This window comes from Parabacteroides acidifaciens (assembly GCF_003363715.1).
Taxonomy (GTDB): domain Bacteria; phylum Bacteroidota; class Bacteroidia; order Bacteroidales; family Tannerellaceae; genus Parabacteroides; species Parabacteroides acidifaciens.
On record NZ_QREV01000018.1, the window covers coordinates 1 to 17839 of the forward strand.

14 protein-coding genes and 1 other RNA gene are annotated in these 17839 nt (G+C 42.8%); 6 read left to right on the forward strand and 9 right to left on the reverse strand.

Features of this window, described 5'->3' with window-relative positions; translation table 11 throughout:
• Positions 1-1197: 1197 nt before the first annotated feature.
• A complete protein-coding gene (locus tag DWU89_RS09415) occupies positions 1198-2058 on the reverse strand; it encodes a sigma-70 family RNA polymerase sigma factor (RefSeq protein ID WP_005641668.1) in 861 nt (286 codons plus the stop codon).
• 143 nt (positions 2059-2201) lie between these two features.
• The gene (locus tag DWU89_RS09425) at positions 2202-3773 is read right to left on the reverse strand and encodes a Do family serine endopeptidase (RefSeq protein WP_115499447.1); all 1572 of its coding nucleotides are present in this window, start codon (positions 3771-3773) and stop codon (positions 2202-2204) included.
• Between the two features lie 370 nt (positions 3774-4143).
• Here DWU89_RS09425 and rnpB point away from each other — a divergent pair.
• From rnpB to DWU89_RS09440, 3 genes are all read left to right on the forward strand, one after another.
• Positions 4144-4502, forward strand: an RNA gene (rnpB, locus tag DWU89_RS09430) — RNase P RNA component class A.
• A gap of 13 nt (positions 4503-4515) precedes the next feature.
• Entirely contained in the window at positions 4516-5874 is a 1359-nt protein-coding gene (locus DWU89_RS09435; protein ID WP_115499397.1) for a YihY/virulence factor BrkB family protein, read from the forward strand.
• 44 nt (positions 5875-5918) lie between these two features.
• Positions 5919-7283 carry an MATE family efflux transporter gene (locus DWU89_RS09440; protein WP_115499398.1) on the forward strand — a complete coding sequence of 455 codons (1365 nt, stop codon included), beginning with the start codon at positions 5919-5921 and terminating at the stop codon, positions 7281-7283.
• A gap of 6 nt (positions 7284-7289) precedes the next feature.
• Here DWU89_RS09440 and DWU89_RS09445 read toward each other — a convergent pair whose 3' ends face one another.
• Positions 7290-7892: a riboflavin synthase gene (locus DWU89_RS09445; protein ID WP_115499399.1), complete on the reverse strand. Its 603-nt coding sequence runs from the start codon at positions 7890-7892 to the stop codon at positions 7290-7292.
• Between the two features lie 81 nt (positions 7893-7973).
• Between DWU89_RS09445 and DWU89_RS09450 the strand changes: the two genes are divergently transcribed.
• Genes DWU89_RS09450 through DWU89_RS09460 form a run of 3 tightly spaced genes read left to right on the forward strand, consistent with a single transcriptional unit; the run spans position 7974 to position 9061 of the window.
• Positions 7974-8414, forward strand: a complete 441-nt coding sequence (locus DWU89_RS09450) for a nucleotidyltransferase substrate binding protein (protein WP_115499400.1) — start codon at positions 7974-7976, stop codon at positions 8412-8414.
• On the forward strand, positions 8411-8719 hold the full coding sequence (locus DWU89_RS09455; RefSeq protein WP_115499401.1) for a nucleotidyltransferase domain-containing protein: 309 nt from the start codon (positions 8411-8413) through the stop codon (positions 8717-8719). The genes DWU89_RS09450 and DWU89_RS09455 overlap by 4 nt, the downstream gene beginning before the upstream one ends.
• Before the next feature lie 6 nt (positions 8720-8725).
• Positions 8726-9061 (forward strand): TM2 domain-containing protein, encoded by a 336-nt coding sequence (locus DWU89_RS09460; protein WP_115499402.1) that lies wholly within the window; start codon positions 8726-8728, stop codon positions 9059-9061.
• A gap of 256 nt (positions 9062-9317) precedes the next feature.
• Here DWU89_RS09460 and DWU89_RS09465 read toward each other — a convergent pair whose 3' ends face one another.
• The 6 genes from DWU89_RS09465 to DWU89_RS09490 all read right to left on the reverse strand — a co-directional run bounded on the left by DWU89_RS09465 (position 9318) and on the right by DWU89_RS09490 (position 17672).
• On the reverse strand, positions 9318-10964 hold the full coding sequence (locus tag DWU89_RS09465; protein ID WP_115499403.1) for a diphosphate--fructose-6-phosphate 1-phosphotransferase: 1647 nt from the start codon (positions 10962-10964) through the stop codon (positions 9318-9320).
• 164 nt (positions 10965-11128) lie between these two features.
• Positions 11129-11848, reverse strand: coding sequence for a hypothetical protein (locus DWU89_RS09470; RefSeq protein ID WP_115499404.1), 720 nt, complete (start codon positions 11846-11848; stop codon positions 11129-11131).
• Position 11849: 1 nt separating this feature from the next.
• The gene (locus tag DWU89_RS09475; RefSeq protein ID WP_115499405.1) at positions 11850-12872 is read right to left on the reverse strand and encodes an AAA family ATPase; all 1023 of its coding nucleotides are present in this window, start codon (positions 12870-12872) and stop codon (positions 11850-11852) included.
• Positions 12869-14026: a GmrSD restriction endonuclease domain-containing protein gene (locus DWU89_RS09480; RefSeq protein WP_115499406.1), complete on the reverse strand. Its 1158-nt coding sequence runs from the start codon at positions 14024-14026 to the stop codon at positions 12869-12871. The genes DWU89_RS09475 and DWU89_RS09480 overlap by 4 nt, the downstream gene beginning before the upstream one ends.
• 101 nt (positions 14027-14127) lie before the next feature.
• Entirely contained in the window at positions 14128-15036 is a 909-nt protein-coding gene (locus tag DWU89_RS09485; RefSeq protein ID WP_244205887.1) for a hypothetical protein, read from the reverse strand.
• A gap of 311 nt (positions 15037-15347) precedes the next feature.
• Positions 15348-17672 (reverse strand): GH92 family glycosyl hydrolase, encoded by a 2325-nt coding sequence (locus DWU89_RS09490; protein ID WP_115499407.1) that lies wholly within the window; start codon positions 17670-17672, stop codon positions 15348-15350.
• Positions 17673-17839: the final 167 nt, after the last annotated feature.

Sequence of the window (17839 nt, forward strand, 5' to 3'; positions counted from 1 at the left end):
CTTGCATGTGTTAAGCCTGTCGCTAGCGTTCATCCTGAGCCAGGATCAAACTCTTCGTTGTTAAATTGTTTTTTATACCTTTGCTCAGAATCTCGTTATTTATTGTAGTTATTGACGGTATGTTTCGTATTATACTATACGTCTCTTGTACTACTTGTTGATATGTAAATCTTTCAAAGAACTTGTCGCGTTTTCGTTTAGCGAACGTGGGTGCAAAGATAACAACTTTCTATTTTAACTTCCAAACGTTTTCAGAACTTTTTTCAAAAGTTTTTGTTTCATCACTTATAGACCAGCGTTCTCTCTCGAATGCGGATGCAAAAGTACTGCTCTACAACATAACTTCCAAATCTTTTCAAGACTATTTTTTAACCGGAATGTAATGAATTTTCGGGAGTCGCTGGTATATTGCACGTTACGGGGAAAACTTTTTTCAAATATCGAAATGAGTGGGAAAATCAAGAATTACTATTACTATATAATGTACGGGAAAGAAAATAAACAATACCGACTTTCCAGATAGGGAGAGACAGGGTGTAAAAGGATAAAAGTACGTAATCAACGACAAAACTTTACAATAACCCCTTTTCCGACTGTTTTTCTATTTCATCTGAAATGTTGATCCATTTTGAAGTGTCTCTTTTCACAGATTTAGTGCTTTTGTCTGACAATAGAAGAAATGAGATGCGCAGGGCGTCCTTATACACACACAATTTGGCTACAGAAAAGCAGAAATGCCGACAAAATGATAAACCTTAACTCCCGGAGAATCGAATATTTGAAAATAAAACGGACGGCGTTCCAAATATCGCAAGGAAATTTAGAGGCTTTTTCGCCTTGAAAACGGTCCTCTTTCTAATTACGACCGTCCAAATCGCCATTACGACCGTCCTAATCTTTGCGAGCTGCCGAGTGCACTACATATTAGCACGGTCGTAATGGCAAAGAGGACGGTCGCAATTGGGGAAAATGCTCAAAAAAGAGGAAAAAGTCCCTTTTTGACGGCGGAAAAGCGGATTAACATTTGTTTGGTTTCGGATGTCTTTTCATCCTAAAAAATGCGTTTTTTACAATAAGCCCCATTTGGATTTTACAACAACTATTGGATTAAATGAGTATATAGATATAACAAAAGAATGCCCCCTACCCTAAACGGATAAGAGGCATTTAATCCTTTTTTGTTTTCCTCCTGAGAGGTTAACCTAAATACGATTTGAGGAGCTTGCTACGCGTTCCTTGTCTTAGTCTTCTAATTGCTTTTTCCTTGATCTGGCGGACGCGCTCTCTTGTGAGGCCAAATTTGTCGCCAATCTCTTCCAATGTCATCTCCTGACAGCCTATACCGAAAAACATTTTGATTATCTCACATTCTCTTTCGGTTAATGTAGCAAGTGCTCGATCAATCTCTTTTGCCAATGACTCGTTCATTAACGACCGATCAGCGATAGGAGCATCATCGTTAACAAGCACATCTAAAAGACTGTTGTCTTCGCCTTCTACGAACGGGGCATCTACCGAGATATGTCTTCCTGATACTTTTAATGTATCCGAAATCTTATCTACTGGTATGTCCAGCTCATCTGCAAGTTCTTCTGGAGAAGGTCTACGTTCGTTTTCCTGTTCGAATTTAGAGAAGGCTTTGCTGATTTTATTCAACGAACCTACCTGATTCAACGGAAGACGCACAATTCTTGACTGTTCTGCCAAAGCCTGCAAGATAGACTGACGAATCCACCATACAGCATAAGAAATAAACTTGAACCCTCTTGTTTCGTCGAACTTTTCAGCTGCTTTAATCAACCCCAGGTTACCTTCATTAATAAGGTCAGGTAAACTTAATCCCTGGTTTTGATATTGCTTAGCTACAGATACGACAAAACGCAGATTCGCTCTGGTTAATTTTTCCAATGCTCTCCGGTCTCCTCTTTTGATAGCCTGTGCCAATTCTACTTCTTCTTCTACTGTGATCAAATCTTCACGGCCTATTTCCTGAAGATACTTGTCAAGAGAAGCGCTTTCGCGATTGGTAATGGACTTTGTGATCTTTAACTGTCTCATCCAATGTTTTTATATTGAGAATATCAGGGTGCAAAGATAATATTATTTTTATTGACAGAATTGGCTGGATGCACCCTACACCCAGCCAATTATAAACCTTTAACAATCTTCCCGCCAAATAAGACGAATATAACGTTATTTTATTATTCGGCCAGATCTATAGCATATACTTTTGTACGTCCATTCGGATAGAAACCTTTCACTACGATGTAGCGATCATCAGTGTTGCCTTTCAAGACCTTATCAACTATTTTTTCAAGTTGTTCCGGAGATGTAACCTTCTGATCGTTTACTACCATGATGATGAAGCCTTTCTTAATACCGGCATCTTTCAACTTGCCATTCAGCAAACCGGTCACTTCAATACCATAGCTTACACCTAATTCACGTTTCTGATCATCTGTCAACGCTTTAAAAGCGGCTCCTAAAACTTCTGCACTGTCACCGCCTCCTTTCACAACGGCCGTACTTCCTTGTGCATTACGAAGTTCTACATTAAATGTTTTTGTGCTGCCATTACGGTCTACCGTCACCTGGACTTTATCGCCCGGACGATATTTACTAATCTGTTCCTGCAAAGCATTGGCAGATTTCACTTTCACTCCGTTTACAGCAACAATCACGTCACCTTTTTCAATACCGGCTTCCTTAGCTGTACTGCGATCAGGGAAGTCTGCCACACACGCACCTTCAGACACTTTTATCTTTGATTTCAAAGCACTCAATTCTTCTTTCTGTGCACTTGGCAAGTTCGGATAACTCAACATATCAGCAATATCACCAACACTCATAATCTGAACACCCAGAATAGCGCGCTGTACGGTTCCATACTGCTTCAGGTCATTTGCAACCTTTCCTGCAATACTGATAGGCACTGCAAACGAATATCCGGCAAAGTTTCCTGTTTCGGAATAGATAGCTGTATTGATACCGACCAGTTCACCTTTCGTATTCACCAACGCACCACCACTGTTACCCGGATTCACAGCTGCATCAGTCTGGATAAACGATTCGATCTTGCTCTTATCGCCTCCTCCCATAGAAATACCACGACCTTTTGCACTTACGATACCGGCTGTAACCGTAGAAGTCAGGTTGAACGGATTACCTACAGCCAATACCCACTCTCCTACTTTCAACTTTTCAGAATCACCAAACGGAATCGTAGGCAGGTCTTTCGCATCAATCTTGATCAAAGCGATATCTGTAGTCGGATCTGTTCCTACCAGCTTAGCAGAGAACTTGCGGTTATCATTCAACGTCACTTCCAATTCATCCGCACCATCGATCACATGATTATTCGTTATAATATATCCGTCCGTTGAAATAATAACTCCGGAACCAGCCCCTACACGCGGTTGCGGCTGCGGACGCTGGAAATTACCACGTCCTCCGAATCCGAAGAAATATTCGAACGGATCGACATATTGCTGATTACCTCTGTCAGCATACTGTTTAGCGTTAGTTGTAGCTTTAATATGCACAACGCCATGAACCGTACTTTCCGCTGCGGTAGTAAAATCCGTATTCTCAGCAGCAACTGTTCCCAAGCTCGTGAGTTTATACGGTTGCTTAAACGTATTTTCAACTCCCGTAGCATATTGCACCGGCTGGCTGTTTTTGCTTGCCAGATAAGCGGTCGTTCCAACAGTAACACCTGAACTGATGGCTGCTATAAGAACAATTCCAAGCACATTCTTCCACATTGTTTTCATACTCATTTTATTTTATCAAACGTTTAAATTTAACACTTTTCTTTCGACAAAGAAAACTCAAAAAACGTGCGATTATTCCATTTGCGATTGTTTTTTTATCACTTTTAACGGCGACTTACAAGGGCTTAACTGCACTTAACAGTACTGTGTAATGCAAAGTACCTTTTTAACAATCAAGCGACTGACAAATGGTCATGTATTCAATAATATAACAGTAAGAACGGCAGAAAGTTCGAACCTATTGACAATGGATAATCGATAATTGGCAATAAGAAAAGTACCTAAACAGCCGTTATTCCCCACCCCTATCTCCAAATTCTCAATCCCCAATTCTTAATTTTCAATTTAAAAGCCCTATCTTTGTCCCATTGCAGTCTGCCGGTCTGTCGCTCATCCCTTGGGATGGGAGGAACGTCCGGGCAACACAGAGCACCATACTTCTTAACGGGAAGCTGTCCGCGAGGGTAGAGTAACGTAACAGAAAACGACCGCCGGATTCGTCCGGTAAGGGTGAAAAGGTGAGGTAAGAGCTCACCGGGTCCTATAGTAATATAGGATGCCGTACGTCTTATGGGTTGTAAGGTCATGTATACCGGCGCATGTAGGATTGCTCGTCCGATGCCGGGGGGTAGACCGCTAAAGCTTGCTGGTGACAGTAAGACGAGATAAATGGCAGACGCTTCCGTGCAAACGGAAGTACAGAACCCGGCTTACAGGCAGACTGCTTTTTTACATTTAAAATATGAAGACAGCTGATAAAAAGACGTTCGGAGAACGGATTAATGCCTTACTGACAAGAACGATCCGTTTTGTAACTTACGACATTTGGCGGATTACCGAAAATGAAGTAAGCGGGCTGAAAGAACTTTATATCAACATCATTAAAACAATCATACTCGCCTTCAGAGGTTTCCGGAATGAGAATCTGCAAACAAAAGCCTCTGCCCTCACCTATAGTACATTGTTATCTATCGTACCGCTTTTAGCTGTCTTGTTAGGCATAGCCAAGGGGTTCGGTTTTCAGGGGACAGTCCGCCAAGAGCTGTTCGACTATTTTCCCGGACATGAAGTTGAATTGAACAAGGCCTTCGAGTTCGTAGAGAGTTATCTGGCACAAGCACAAGGCGGAGTGATCATCGGAGTCGGCCTGATCCTGCTGTTCTATACGGTTATCAACCTGATTTCCTCCATAGAAGATACATTCAACGACATCTGGCAGATACAAAAATCACGCCCCTGGTACCGGAAGATATCCGATTATCTGGCCCTGTTCCTGATCCTGCCCGTACTGATGACGGCTTCCAGCGGTTTATCCATTTTCCTGTCTACGCTGCAAAATTCATTCCTCAGCCAGTATTTTTTCTTTACTCCCCTGGTCGAGCTGATTTTGAATATTGCGCCTTACATCATTACGATCTTAGCATTTACAGGGCTTTATATTTCGCTGCCCAATACAAAAGTCAGGTTTGTCAATGGGCTGGTTGCCGGATTCCTGGCCGGTATCGCTTTCCAGTTTTTCCAGTTTATCTATATCAGCGGACAGATTTGGGTGAGTAAATATAATGCTATCTATGGTAGCTTTGCCGCCCTGCCTTTATTGTTACTTTGGTTGCAACTGTCATGGCTCATCTGCCTCTTCGGTGCGGAAATTTCGTATGCGTCCCAGAACGTAAAGAAATTCAGTTTCGAACGGGACAGCAAGAATATCAGCCGGCGTTATAAAGATTTTCTCACACTGCTGATTGCCTCGCTGATCGTCAAACGATTTGTGAAAGGCGAGAAACCTTACACAGCTGACGAATTGTCGGATGCCTATCGCATCCCGATCCGTATCACCACGCAAATTCTTTACCTGTTGACCGAGTTGAACATCATTATCGAGGTCAACTACGGAGACGACGAACGGGTTGTCCATTACCAACCGGCAATCGACGTGAACAAGATCACGGTTAGTTACCTGCTGACACGCATGGACGAATACGGCTCCGAAAATTTCAAGATCGACACTTCCAAATTATTCAGCAAAGAATGGAAAGCCCTTTTGAAAACCCGTGAAGATATGATTAAGGCAAATGACACAATTCTTCTTAAAGACCTCTGAACAATTGACAATGGATAATTGACAATTGACAATTAAAAAGGGAGATGAATAAAAGTAAAGGAAATACGGATCTTACAAAGGGGAAAGTGTGGAAAGTGATCGTTCGCTTTGCACTGCCGCTTCTGATCGGGAATCTGTTGCAACAACTTTATAATGTAACCGACAGCGTTATCGTCGGACAGTTCTTAGGGAAAGAGGCATTGGCGGCCGTATCGGCTTCTTTTTTCATCTATTACTTTATCATCTCGTTTGTGATCGGCGTCGGAAGTGGGACAAGTGTCGTCATTTCGCAACTCTTCGGGGCTAAACAGTTCCAGAAAGTCCAACTCGCCTTCTCTTCCTTCTTTATCTTTATGCTGGTGGGGGGCGTTATACTATCCATCGGCGGGATTATCTTTGCCGAGCCGGTTTTTCGCCTGACAAACACGCCGGAAGAGGTTATCCCGCAGGCCGTCGCCTATTTCCGGATCTATATCGGAGGGACATTCCTGTTCGTGACATTCAATAGTATTATCTCGATCCTCCGAGGCGTGGGAGAATCCGTCCGGCCGATGATCTTTATATTAATCACGACCATCCTAAACATCCTGCTCGACTTGCTTTTCATCCTCGTATTCAAATGGGGCATCGAAGGAGCCGCCCGTGCGACCGTCATCGCGCAAGGAATCGGGATGTGTGTCGCCCTGGCCTACGTAAACAATACGCATCCCCTACTCTCCATCAAAAAGCAGGATATGCTGTTCGACGGCAAGCTATTCAAAGAAAGCCTGAAGATCGGCCTGCCGACCAGCGTGCAGCAATGCGCTATCGCCCTCGGACTGATCGCCCTATTAGGGATCGTAAACAGTTTCGGGACCAACACGCTGACAGCCTACGGAGCTGCCGGAAAGATAGACACGATCATCACGCAGGCAATCCTGACTTTATCCGGCGCATTGGCAGCATTCTGCGGGCAGAACATCGGAGCCGGACGACTGGACCGGGTCAAAAAAGGATTGAGGTTCACCATGTACGCCAATATCGCGCTGGGACTGCTGACATTCGCCGCCGTCTATCTGTTTGGCGACTCCATGATGCGCATCTTCACGAACGACGCGGATGTGATTGTTATCGGGAAGGAATATCTGTTGATTATCTGCGGTTTCTTCATCGTTCACGGGGCGTTGAACGTCTACAACGGGGCGTTGCGTGGAGCCGGCGACACCTTGTTTCCAATGGTAACCAGCCTGGTATGTCTCTGGATCATCCGCATTCCCCTCGCCTATTACCTCAGTTCATGGTTAGGACGAAGCGGGATCTGGTGGGCTATCGTGGCAAGCATCACGATCGGGCTGATCGTGACCTTCATCTATTATAAAACGGGAATCTGGAAAAGGAGATGCATCATCAAAGACGAGACATCTCCATAAACCCGTTTATCTGAATTGCATCATCTTGCTGATATACTTCCCTACGATGTCAAATTCGAGGTTGACAACCGTGCCTTTCTCGATCTGGCAGAAGTTGGTATTGTCGTGCGTGTAAGGAATGATCGCCACCTGGAAACTGTTCTGCTTTGAATTGCAGACCGTCAGGCTCACGCCATTCACACAGACGGAACCTTTCTCTACGGTTATATATCCCTGCGCGGCCATTTCCTTGTCGAACGGATATTCAAATGTATAATACCAGCTACCGTTCGCATCTTCGACGTCCGTACAAACGGCAGTCTGATCCACGTGCCCCTGCACGATATGTCCGTCCAGACGGCCATTCATCATCATGCTGCGTTCCAGATTCACCAGCGAACCCGGCTTCAGAAGCCCCAGGTTGGAACGTTCCAGGGTTTCGCGCATGGCAGTCGTTGTAAAGGTATCCCCATCTTTGCGGACAACAGTCAGGCAAACACCGTTATGAGCCACACTCTGGTCAATTTTCAATTCATCGACAAAAGAACATTTCATTGTGATATGAATATTGTCTTTATCATGCTCGATCGCTACGACCTGAGCTGTTTCTTCTACAATTCCTGAAAACATAAGATTGTTGTTTTAATGATTATCGGAGTCCAAAGATACGGAAAATAACTATATTTGCCTGTACAAATCGCAATTATAGATATGACACAACAAGACATACGTTGGCTGCAACGATTCTCTAATTACCGCAAAGCACTGGCCAAACTGCGCCAGGCTGTAGAGTTGGTTTCAAAGCAACAAGATTTATCCGAAGAGATAGACGAACTTCTGCAGGAAGGGTTGATACAGCGCTTCGAATACACGCACGAACTCTCATGGAAAGTAATGAAAGACTATGCCGAATATCAAGGATACACCGACATTCACGGCTCGCGCGACGCCATTCGGAAAGCCTTGGAAATGGGCATTATCGATGATAAGCAATGGATGAATACGATCAACGACCGCAATCTGACCTCACACAACTATGACGATGATGTGGCAACCGAAATATACGAAGCGATTGTGCAGACCTACTATCCGCTGTTCTGTCGGTTTGAAGATAAAATGTTATCCCTGTCCGATAATATGACCGACAAATGAAATACGGACTTACAGATACGGAAATCAATAAACTATGTGATCTTTTTGCCCGGTACAAGGAGATCGAGAAAGTTTTGCTTTACGGCTCACGTGCCAAAGGCAACTACAAACCATTCTCGGACGTAGACCTCACACTGATCGGCGAAAAACTGACTCATAGTGATATAAATCAAATAACATGGGCAATTGACGACCTGCTCTTACCTTATCAATTCGACATTTCTCTCTTTCACAAGCTGACAAATCCGGATTTGATGGAGCATATCCAGCGGAAAGGGATCGTCTTTTACCAGAAAAAATCTTAATATATTATGGAAGCAGAAAAAGTAGACAAGTTCCTTCTTGCCAACGAAAGCAAATTTCCCGATTATGAAATACCCATTCACCGGCTGCTCGACCTCTCGCCGGAGAAGGAGATCCTTTTAGAGCAAACCCACTTCAACAGTCCAGTCAAGATACTGCTCGCCTCCATCTTCTTAGGGATGTTCGGCGTAGACCGTTTCCTCATCGGTGACTGGGGCAAAGGCCTCTGCAAACTGTTTACAGGAGGCGGCTTCGGCTTCTGGTACCCTATCGACTGGTTCCTGATCATGAAGACGACGAAAAGGAAGAACATGGGGAGGCTGGAAGGGATTGTGAAGAAATAAAGAACCTACAAATAACAATCTCATATATAAGAGATAACTATATCTTTCCCTACTATAAACTAACCCATACTCAAAAATAAACAACCAATTATCCTGTAGAAGGAATCCAAAATACGCTGTACAGGGAATCAAGATCAATTTTATCTGTAAAATGCCGTCAGTATCGGGATAGAGCTTTCGCTAATTTACATATAAAAATAGAGGTAAAGCCTGACGCCCTACCTCTATCATTATCATAATATATTTGGAGATTATATTATTTAGCCTGTTCCAGCTGCAACGTCTTAGTCGGCTGGTCGCAAACTTCTGTCGGACCAAAGTACTGGATAGGACCTGGATAGACATAGCTTGTTGTCAAAGCCCATTCGTCGCGGTTGGCAGCGAAAGTTTTGAAAGGAGCGCCGTCCAGTTTAACCAAGGCTTTCTGGATAACCGGTTTCATTTCGCCATGACGTCTTTCCATGTTCATCATCATGGTGACAGGGATACCGCCTGCGATCCATTTGTCGGCCGGAGCAGTCGTGTTGCGTACGGATGACATATAACCTGTCTTGCCGGAAGCGATCAGGCAAGAAGCCGTGTAACCCAAAGAATAGCAATAGTCGGCATCGTAGTTAGACGGAGCAGCGCAACGTCCTTCGTAACCGAAGAAGTGGTGCTGTGCAGCAAACTTACCAACATATTTGCCTTCGGCCTTCCACTGAGCCAGCTTGTTGCCAACCATTTCAGACAGCAGCTTTTCTGTTTCGATCAGAGAAACCTGAACGTTTCCGTGCGGGTCGCGGTCGAGAGACAACTGACGTGCCACGCCTTCCGGCAGAGAAGCATACAGATCGGAGTTTTCTTTTGTCAGCTTGCTGATGATATAGGCACGCTGTTCGCTTTTCTTGATCATCTTGAATTCGGCATCGTGTTTAGCCAGGAAGTCGTTCAGCTCGGCGATCAGGCGTTTCATAGCCGGAACGAATTCGATCAGACCTTCGGGGATCAGCACCGTACCGAAGTTGTTGCCGTCGGCAGCACGTTTTGCAACGATTTCTGCGATATAGGTAACGATATCGTCCAGAGACATGTTCTTTGCTTCCACTTCTTCCGATACGATCGCGATGTTCGGCTGTGTCTGCAAAGCACATTCCAGTGCGATGTGAGAAGCCGAGCGGCCCATCAGTTTGATGAAGTGCCAGTATTTCTGGGCTGAGTTACAGTCGCGCTGGATGTTACCAATCACTTCCGAATATACTTTACAAGCCGTGTCGAAACCGAAAGATGTTTCGATCTGTTCGTTCTTCAAGTCACCGTCGATCGTCTTCGGACAACCGATAACCTGTACACCGGCATTGATGGCTTTGTAATATTCAGCCAGCACACAGGCGTTTGTGTTAGAGTCGTCACCGCCGATAATAACCAGTGCCTTAATATCCAATTCTTTCAAGATTTCCAGACCCTTGTCGAACTGTTCTTTTGTTTCCAGTTTCGTACGGCCTGAACCGATCATATCGAAACCACCCGTGTTACGGTATTCGTCGATGATGTCAGCTGTCAGTTCCATATATTTATGATCGATCAGACCACCGGGTCCGAGGATAAAGCCATACAGACGAGAGTCTTTGTTAGTAGCCTTGATGCCGTCAAACAGACCTGCAATCACGTTATGACCGCCAGGAGCCTGACCACCGGAAAGGATCACACCAACGTTCATAGCCGGCATCGCTTTCTTCTCGCTACTTTTTTCGAAAGTAACGACAGGCATTCCGTACGTGTTCGGGAACAATTTCTTGATTTCGTCCTGATCGGCAACTGATTGTGTGTACTCACCGTCAACGGCTTTTACAGCGCCTTTCAATGCAGCGGGAACCTTTGGCTGGTAAGCTGCTCTTGCAATTTGTAATGCACTCTTTGTCATTTCTTAATCTGATTTATTTAGAAATTATCTGATCCATATCTTAAAGCGATGCAAATATACGAATATTTCTGCAATCGTGAAAGATAAGCATAGGCGATTAGCTCTTTATTCCACATTTTTCTTCAGCCACTCCAGCCTGTGCATATCGGGCAGATAGATTTTAATTACTTTTGCATAATCAACCGGTTTTCCTGTATCGGTCTGATCACATAAGTTAACTCCTTCATCGTCGATTCCAAATACTTAAAGCCGCTTGATAAGATAATTTCCATTCTATTGTCGATTACTACATACCGATCATGATGAGTTAACAATGAATCATTTGAGATAAAAGTCCATAGAGAATTATACTTTTGCAAATCTGCAATATCATTCATATCCAAATGTTTTGAATGATAGATCAGTTCTACTTTTTTGTTTGGCAAAATCAACTTCAAGGCATCCGTGCTCCTATTCAGATACTGATCATACAGACATATCATTTTCGCTTCCCGGCATAAAGCTTTGATATGCAAAACAGCTTTATCTCTGGGAATATTCCGATAAAAGCAACCAGTGATATTACAGCTTATCTTATCAGACATGATATTGACATACGGATAATCCGTTCTGTCATTACATAAGATCAGTTTGTAATCAGTTTTGCCTGCCAACTCCTCTAATGTTTGCGTTGTGAGTCTGGCATATTTTAAAGAGTTATAAAGTTCCTTCGACACACTCTCACCAATCCCTATATCATCCAATTGCTTAGTGTTAGTAAGGAATTCGCCGCAACGGAATTTAAGCAAATGCATAATAATATCTTTATCATAGTCCTGATGCTCCTTAAATAAATAATATTGTTTATATAAAGTATCAGATAATACAAAGCTATATTTTCCCATATCACTCCATTTCTAACAGTTCAGCCAAAGTTGCATCGAAAAAACCTTCAGGAAAGTCACAGGTGAACTTTCCATCCTCTTTAAAGTCGATTACAACAAACGGATTCTGGATTCCTTCTTTATATAAAATGGTTACATTATCTTTCGAAAAACGTTTTTTATAAACTTCATAGCCCACCTTATATATAAGATGTTCACAATGTGTTTCAATTATCACCTGTATGCCGGCCTTTGCTATAAAAGCCAGAAATTCCCCCACTTTTGCCTGACTGGCCGGATGAAGATGTATTTCAGGATTCTCGATGAGAATAACATCATTCTTTTTTGCACGCAGGCACATTATCAACATTTTGGTCAAATAACTAACCCCGGCTCCTAATTGGAAAGGAGAAATATTTCCCAGCCCGTCACTTTTATATTGAACTTCAACCACATCATCCAAACGACGTTCTGTCTGCAATTCGGTTGGTGTATCTAATATATAAGATAACCAATAATTTACCTGGGTTGATAAAGTATAAGAAGAATCGTTTTTAATCAATTCCGGTATCAATGGATTGGATTTTTCTTTCTCGAATGAACCTAATATATACTCGCCAACAACACCTACTTTAAACTGCGGTGAAATTTTAGAATGTAGTTCCGCCCCAATTCTATTTGCAGATAAATAATATAAGTTTTGCTCTATATCAATCGGCAAACAGGCATCCTCCTCCGGTGAAAGAAAAAGCATAGAGTGTTCATTTGTCCCATGATACATAATAGGAACACCGTCTATATCAAGACTGATCCGGACACTTTTTGCATTATAATATTTATTTCGAATAGCATCAAATGTCAAATTCACAATACTATCTAACAAGACCTGCCCGTTTTTCCCAGCCTTGCGGACTGGAAGTAATACAGATTGTATCAAACTTGACTTGCCCGCCGAATTAACCCCTGTTATTATCGTAAAAGGCTTTATTTTCAAGCTTTCATCATGAAGACATTTATAGTCTTCTATTTGTATATGATTAATCATAGATGTACCCTGCTTATTATATTGTCCATACGTTCAAACCGAAAAAAAACACTCGTTGTTGAGTCAATATTGCCCGAAAAATAGCGGGAATTATCAAACTCATCTTTCACATCTTCTATATCTAATAAGAGCTTAGAAGCCCATGTATAATCAATGTCCTTAGGTATAAAAGAAAACAAGTAAGTCAATGCTTCGAAAAGTGGCATATTTATAGGCCTTCTTACTCCATTCCCAGAAAAACGAAAACCGTTTTCTCCTAAAAGAGCATAACTGACCGACATACACTGGAGAAATAGATTCTCATATTTTACAATCAATTCTTCAGGCGCATCATCATTTATATACATCATAAAACGAGCCAGAAAATCATCTATATCTCCCCGGTATTGAAGAGCCGGAATATTTTTAAACTCACCACGATGGAGCATCAGAAAGGCTATTGCCCGCAAGATTATATACTGATCTTTCATTCTTGCAGTATTAATAGATCCTCCTGTTGCTACTAAAAATTCATACGACCGACTTAAATTATATATCATATTTGTACAACGTCCACGATATAAAGCATTTCGCATTTCCTGCTTATTCAAAGATGTACCACCTCTGTTTACTCTATCAAAAATATCATACTTCACGCGTTCAGGCGTTGGTGGTTGGATGATATAGAAAAACAATTGATAGTCTTCAAATACGCCTTGCAATTTAGGATCTAAATCACTAAAGAACGCACCATTCAACTGACGCAATATTTTCAAATTATTCAACTTAAACCCTTCTTCCAGAAAACTCAGAATTGCACCAATCCTTTGCCGACCATCAACAACCTGCTTCTTGCCATTCTTATCCTCAAACAAATACATCAAAGGAATAGGTATTCCCATAAGGATAGATTCTATCAGTTCAGACTTTTGCCTCTGTTGCCATACATCATTCCTTTGAAAATCAGGATTAATAACCAACTCCTTTCTCTTCATGCAAAGCGTTTGTAAATGCAAAATACTGAACTGAGCCTTTTCCACCCGAACTTCGGCATTCGGATAAATAGTATAAGAATTATCATTATTAATGGATAAATCCGCATTTTCCACATCAACAAAGCTTTCGCTCACTTCTCCTAACTGCGACACATTATCCTTTATTTCCTGATCTTCCATATCGATTTATCCTGTATTTTATTTGTTATAAAGTATTCAGATTATCCAATCTATCACTTAGATGCAAAGATATTCAGATTTATCGAAAGGAGAAATAATTCTCACAGAAATGATCCCGGATCGAAATCCTCACCTAATCCCAATTTTCTCAATCGAGATCTAATAGCACCTTTTGTTCGCTCAAACAAACCTGCCAACTCATCAATACCATAACCTTCTGCATAAAGTCTTTTTAGTGCATTATCAGCTTCCACATCCCAAGGTAAATATGCCTTAGGGTTCTCTTTCTGTTTCTCTGCAATCGTATAGCTTTTTTCTTTTGTTGGCTCAGGGAGTCCTGATTTACAATTATTACTCCAGTTCATTACTATACTTATTTTGCTAACTACAGAAGTAAACCGATCAAAAGGCTCAATCCAGCCAGGGATATCTTTGTTGATCCACCCCATCACTTGAATTATCTCGTTATGGATAGCTTCTACTCTATCTAAATTCCAACAGATAGACTCATTATGGAAAATTCTATTTCTAAATGATCTCAAAGAATTCAGCGGAGCAGAAACAGTTCTTCTCTGTCGTAAATGTTTCGGGAGATAAGGAAAAGCACGACGAAGATCTTTCCATAATATGCGCTCATATTCACTGTTAAGCAGCGATACCCAAAAGCCCAAGGTAAGTTCTGCAATAACTTTAGATGCAAGAATAGGTTCATTACGTCCAACAATTTGTTTCTTTGCTTGAGTGATATATCTATTTAGTCCAACAAGCCCCGGCATTGTTGGGAATATGGCATACCAATCTTCCCTTCCCGTCATTGTCTGTAATTCTCGGCTTAAAGCATTTCTTAATGCAACTTCAAACGTAGAAAGCGAGACATAAAAAGCCTCAGATAATTCGACATTGCATTGATAATGTAAAATAGCTTTCTGTTCATCTTGGTGAGCATTAAAGTATCTTTCCATTCGCTTGGTGGAAAAAACTTTTTCAAAAAATTGTTTGTTATACGTCATAATAAGGTTATCTTTGCAGTGCAGTCCCGGTAATTCCTCTCCCAGATATTAGATGCTGGTGATGAATCCGGGTTTTTTTATGTCTACACATATAGTTAATAAACCAGATAAAGAAGTTTCCACTGATTTTTTAGCAACATAGTTAAAAGATCTGGTAGATTCTAATGTGATACAAAAGTAGAGATAAACATTAAGAAAAACAAGGAACACAGCAAGAAGTATAAGAAAACGCTGATTAAGCAGATCTAAACGGATTTAATATTGCTATCCGTTAAAATCAGCTTAATCAGCGTTTTCTCTATACCTGCTTCTTATTCTACAACAGGTTTCCGGTAAAGCATCGTCTTTCCCTGAGTCGACAGTGAGGCCGGGCGGGCATCGAGGGAGGTGGCGCGCTTGTAGTTCGGCTTGCTGCTCATGACGAAATGCAGGGTGATTCCGGGCTGCACGTCTTCGTAGGTCAGATAAGATTTATCGTACTTCTTGCCGTTGACATACAATTCTTTTACGTAGACATTCTCCTTGGACCAGTTTTCCGTTGTCATCCGGATCTCTTTCCCGTTGCTCATCCGGATCGAGAGCGCCTCGACACATGGAGATCCTATATTATAGATGTTGCTGGACGGAGCCACCGGATAAAAACCGGCGCAGTTGAACATATACCAGGCCGACATCTGTCCGCAATCGTCATTACCGCTCAGCGAACCCGGTTCGTTTCCATAAAAACGGTCGACGATTTCGCGTATCCACTTCTGACACTTCCAGGGCTGGCCCAGGTAATTATAGAGATAGGCGACATGATGGCAAGGTTCATTCCCATGCCAGTAACCGCCGATACGTCCCTGAATATCGTGTGCACCCGGGATATCTTCAGGCAGTTCCACCGTAAACAGTTCATCCAGCCGTTTCTCGAAAAGCTTTTTACCCGCCAGGTTGATATATCCCTGCACATCGTGCGGGACAGACCAGGTATATTGCATGGTAAATCCTTCCGTAATGTCTCCCCAGCCGTTCACCGAACCCGGTCCCTGATAAGCGATCGGAGAAAACGGAGTACGCCAATTCCCCTGGCTGTCACGGCCGCGCATATATTTTGTTTCCGGATCAATCAATGTCTGGTAAGACAAAGAGCGGTTCAGGAAATACTGATAATCATCCGTTTTCCCCAATGCTTTAGCCGCCTGCGCAATGCAATAGTCGTCGTAAGCATATTCCAGTGTCTTGGAAACAGATTCGGCCTCTTTGTCAAAGGGGACATACCCATTCCGGATATAATCGGGCAAGCAATCATAATGCTTGTTTTGAGCCGTCGTCTTCATCGCTTCGTAGGCCCGTTCGTAATCGAAGCCCTTCACACCTTTGACAATCATATCTGCCAGCACAGAGACCGCGTGATAACCGATCATGCACCAGGTCTCATTGCCGTAAAAAGACCAGACAGGCAGCATTTTTTCCACACTTTTGTCGTAATGAGCCAGCATGGAATTGGCTATATCGGCATTCACATCCTGATGCACCAGATTGAACCAGGGGTGCAAGGCCCGGTAAGTGTCCCATAAAGAAAGAGTCGTATAATTCGTAAAGCCTTTGGCCTGTTCGATATTCTTGTCCAACCCTCTGAAGCTGCCGTCGGAATCCTGGAATACAAAGGGATGCAAGGCCGCATGATAGGCAGAGGTATAGAAGGTCTCTTTTGTTTTCCGGTCTGCCGTTACCCGGTATTTCTGCAATTCTTTTTCCCACAGATCCACGCCTTTATCTTTCAGGCCGTCGAATGTCAGGCCGTCCAGTTCCTGCATATTCCGCATGGCTCCGGCTGTGCTGACCGAAGAAACTGAAGTCTTTACTGTTACAACCTCTCCCTCTTCCGTTGCAAAAGAAAGGCAAGCCATCAGGTTCTTTCCCCACGCCTCGCGATCGCTTCTGAAACGGGACGTATTATAGATCACCGGCTTTTTATCCTGCATGATGCGCAGACCGTCCAACTTTTTGGAAAAGACTGCGGTAAAATAGATGTGGCGTTCCGGCCCCCACCCTTTCACCAACTTATAGCCTGTTAAGGTCGAATCGTTCTCAATACGCAGATTAGCCCATTCACATTTCTGCCATAAGGTATGGTCCATATCGATCATGATAAAAGACTTGTCCGACTTCGGATAGGTAAACCGTAACATTCCACTCCGCAATCCGGAGGTCATTTCCGCTTTTACACCATAATCCAGTAATTGGACGGCATAATAATTCGGGGACGCCCACTCCTTATCATGCGTATAGCGGGATCGATAACCCTCATCGGGATTTTCCCGGCTTCCCGGTTCCAGCTTCATCTCCCCGGTTCCCGGGATAAACAGGAAATCGCCCAAGTCGGGAATCCCCGTTCCGCTGAGATGCGTCAGGCTGAATCCCTGGATGGAAGTATGGTTATATTTATATCCGGCCGCCGCATCGTAGTACTTGTCGTCCGTATCAGGACTAATCTGGATACCGCCGAACGGGATCTGCGCCCCGGGATATACATTACCAAAACCGTCAGTTCCCACTAATGGCCTGACATATTCCGTCAGTTTCTCATTTTGGGCCATGCCGGAGAGTGCCAGACATGACATGGCAACTAAAATACTGATTCTTGCTTTCATATCAAATAAATTATTTTAGGCACGGATTTCACGGATTCCACAGCTTAAAGATACTTCCAATACCGTGCAATCCGCATAATCCGTGCCTAATTATAATTATAGCCGAAAGTCCTATTATAATTAAGTGCTTATGTTAATATTAATTCTTTCAGCTAATATATAGACAT

Bases quoted from the DNA above. Each gene is read 5' to 3' on its own strand.
- DWU89_RS09415 (WP_005641668.1), bottom strand. From the start codon at position 2,058: ATGAGACAGTTAAAGATCACAAAGTCCATTACCAATCGCGAAAGCGCT.
- DWU89_RS09425 (WP_115499447.1), bottom strand. From the start codon at position 3,773: ATGAAAACAATGTGGAAGAATGTGCTTGGAATTGTTCTTATAGCAGCC.
- DWU89_RS09435 (WP_115499397.1), top strand. From the start codon at position 4,516: ATGAAGACAGCTGATAAAAAGACGTTCGGAGAACGGATTAATGCCTTA.
- DWU89_RS09440 (WP_115499398.1), top strand. From the start codon at position 5,919: ATGAATAAAAGTAAAGGAAATACGGATCTTACAAAGGGGAAAGTGTGG.
- DWU89_RS09445 (WP_115499399.1), bottom strand. From the start codon at position 7,892: ATGTTTTCAGGAATTGTAGAAGAAACAGCTCAGGTCGTAGCGATCGAG.
- DWU89_RS09450 (WP_115499400.1), top strand. From the start codon at position 7,974: ATGACACAACAAGACATACGTTGGCTGCAACGATTCTCTAATTACCGC.
- DWU89_RS09455 (WP_115499401.1), top strand. From the start codon at position 8,411: ATGAAATACGGACTTACAGATACGGAAATCAATAAACTATGTGATCTT.
- DWU89_RS09460 (WP_115499402.1), top strand. From the start codon at position 8,726: ATGGAAGCAGAAAAAGTAGACAAGTTCCTTCTTGCCAACGAAAGCAAA.
- DWU89_RS09465 (WP_115499403.1), bottom strand. From the start codon at position 10,964: ATGACAAAGAGTGCATTACAAATTGCAAGAGCAGCTTACCAGCCAAAG.
- DWU89_RS09470 (WP_115499404.1), bottom strand. From the start codon at position 11,848: ATGGGAAAATATAGCTTTGTATTATCTGATACTTTATATAAACAATAT.
- DWU89_RS09475 (WP_115499405.1), bottom strand. From the start codon at position 12,872: ATGATTAATCATATACAAATAGAAGACTATAAATGTCTTCATGATGAA.
- DWU89_RS09480 (WP_115499406.1), bottom strand. From the start codon at position 14,026: ATGGAAGATCAGGAAATAAAGGATAATGTGTCGCAGTTAGGAGAAGTG.
- DWU89_RS09485 (WP_244205887.1), bottom strand. From the start codon at position 15,036: ATGACGTATAACAAACAATTTTTTGAAAAAGTTTTTTCCACCAAGCGA.
- DWU89_RS09490 (WP_115499407.1), bottom strand. From the start codon at position 17,672: ATGAAAGCAAGAATCAGTATTTTAGTTGCCATGTCATGTCTGGCACTC.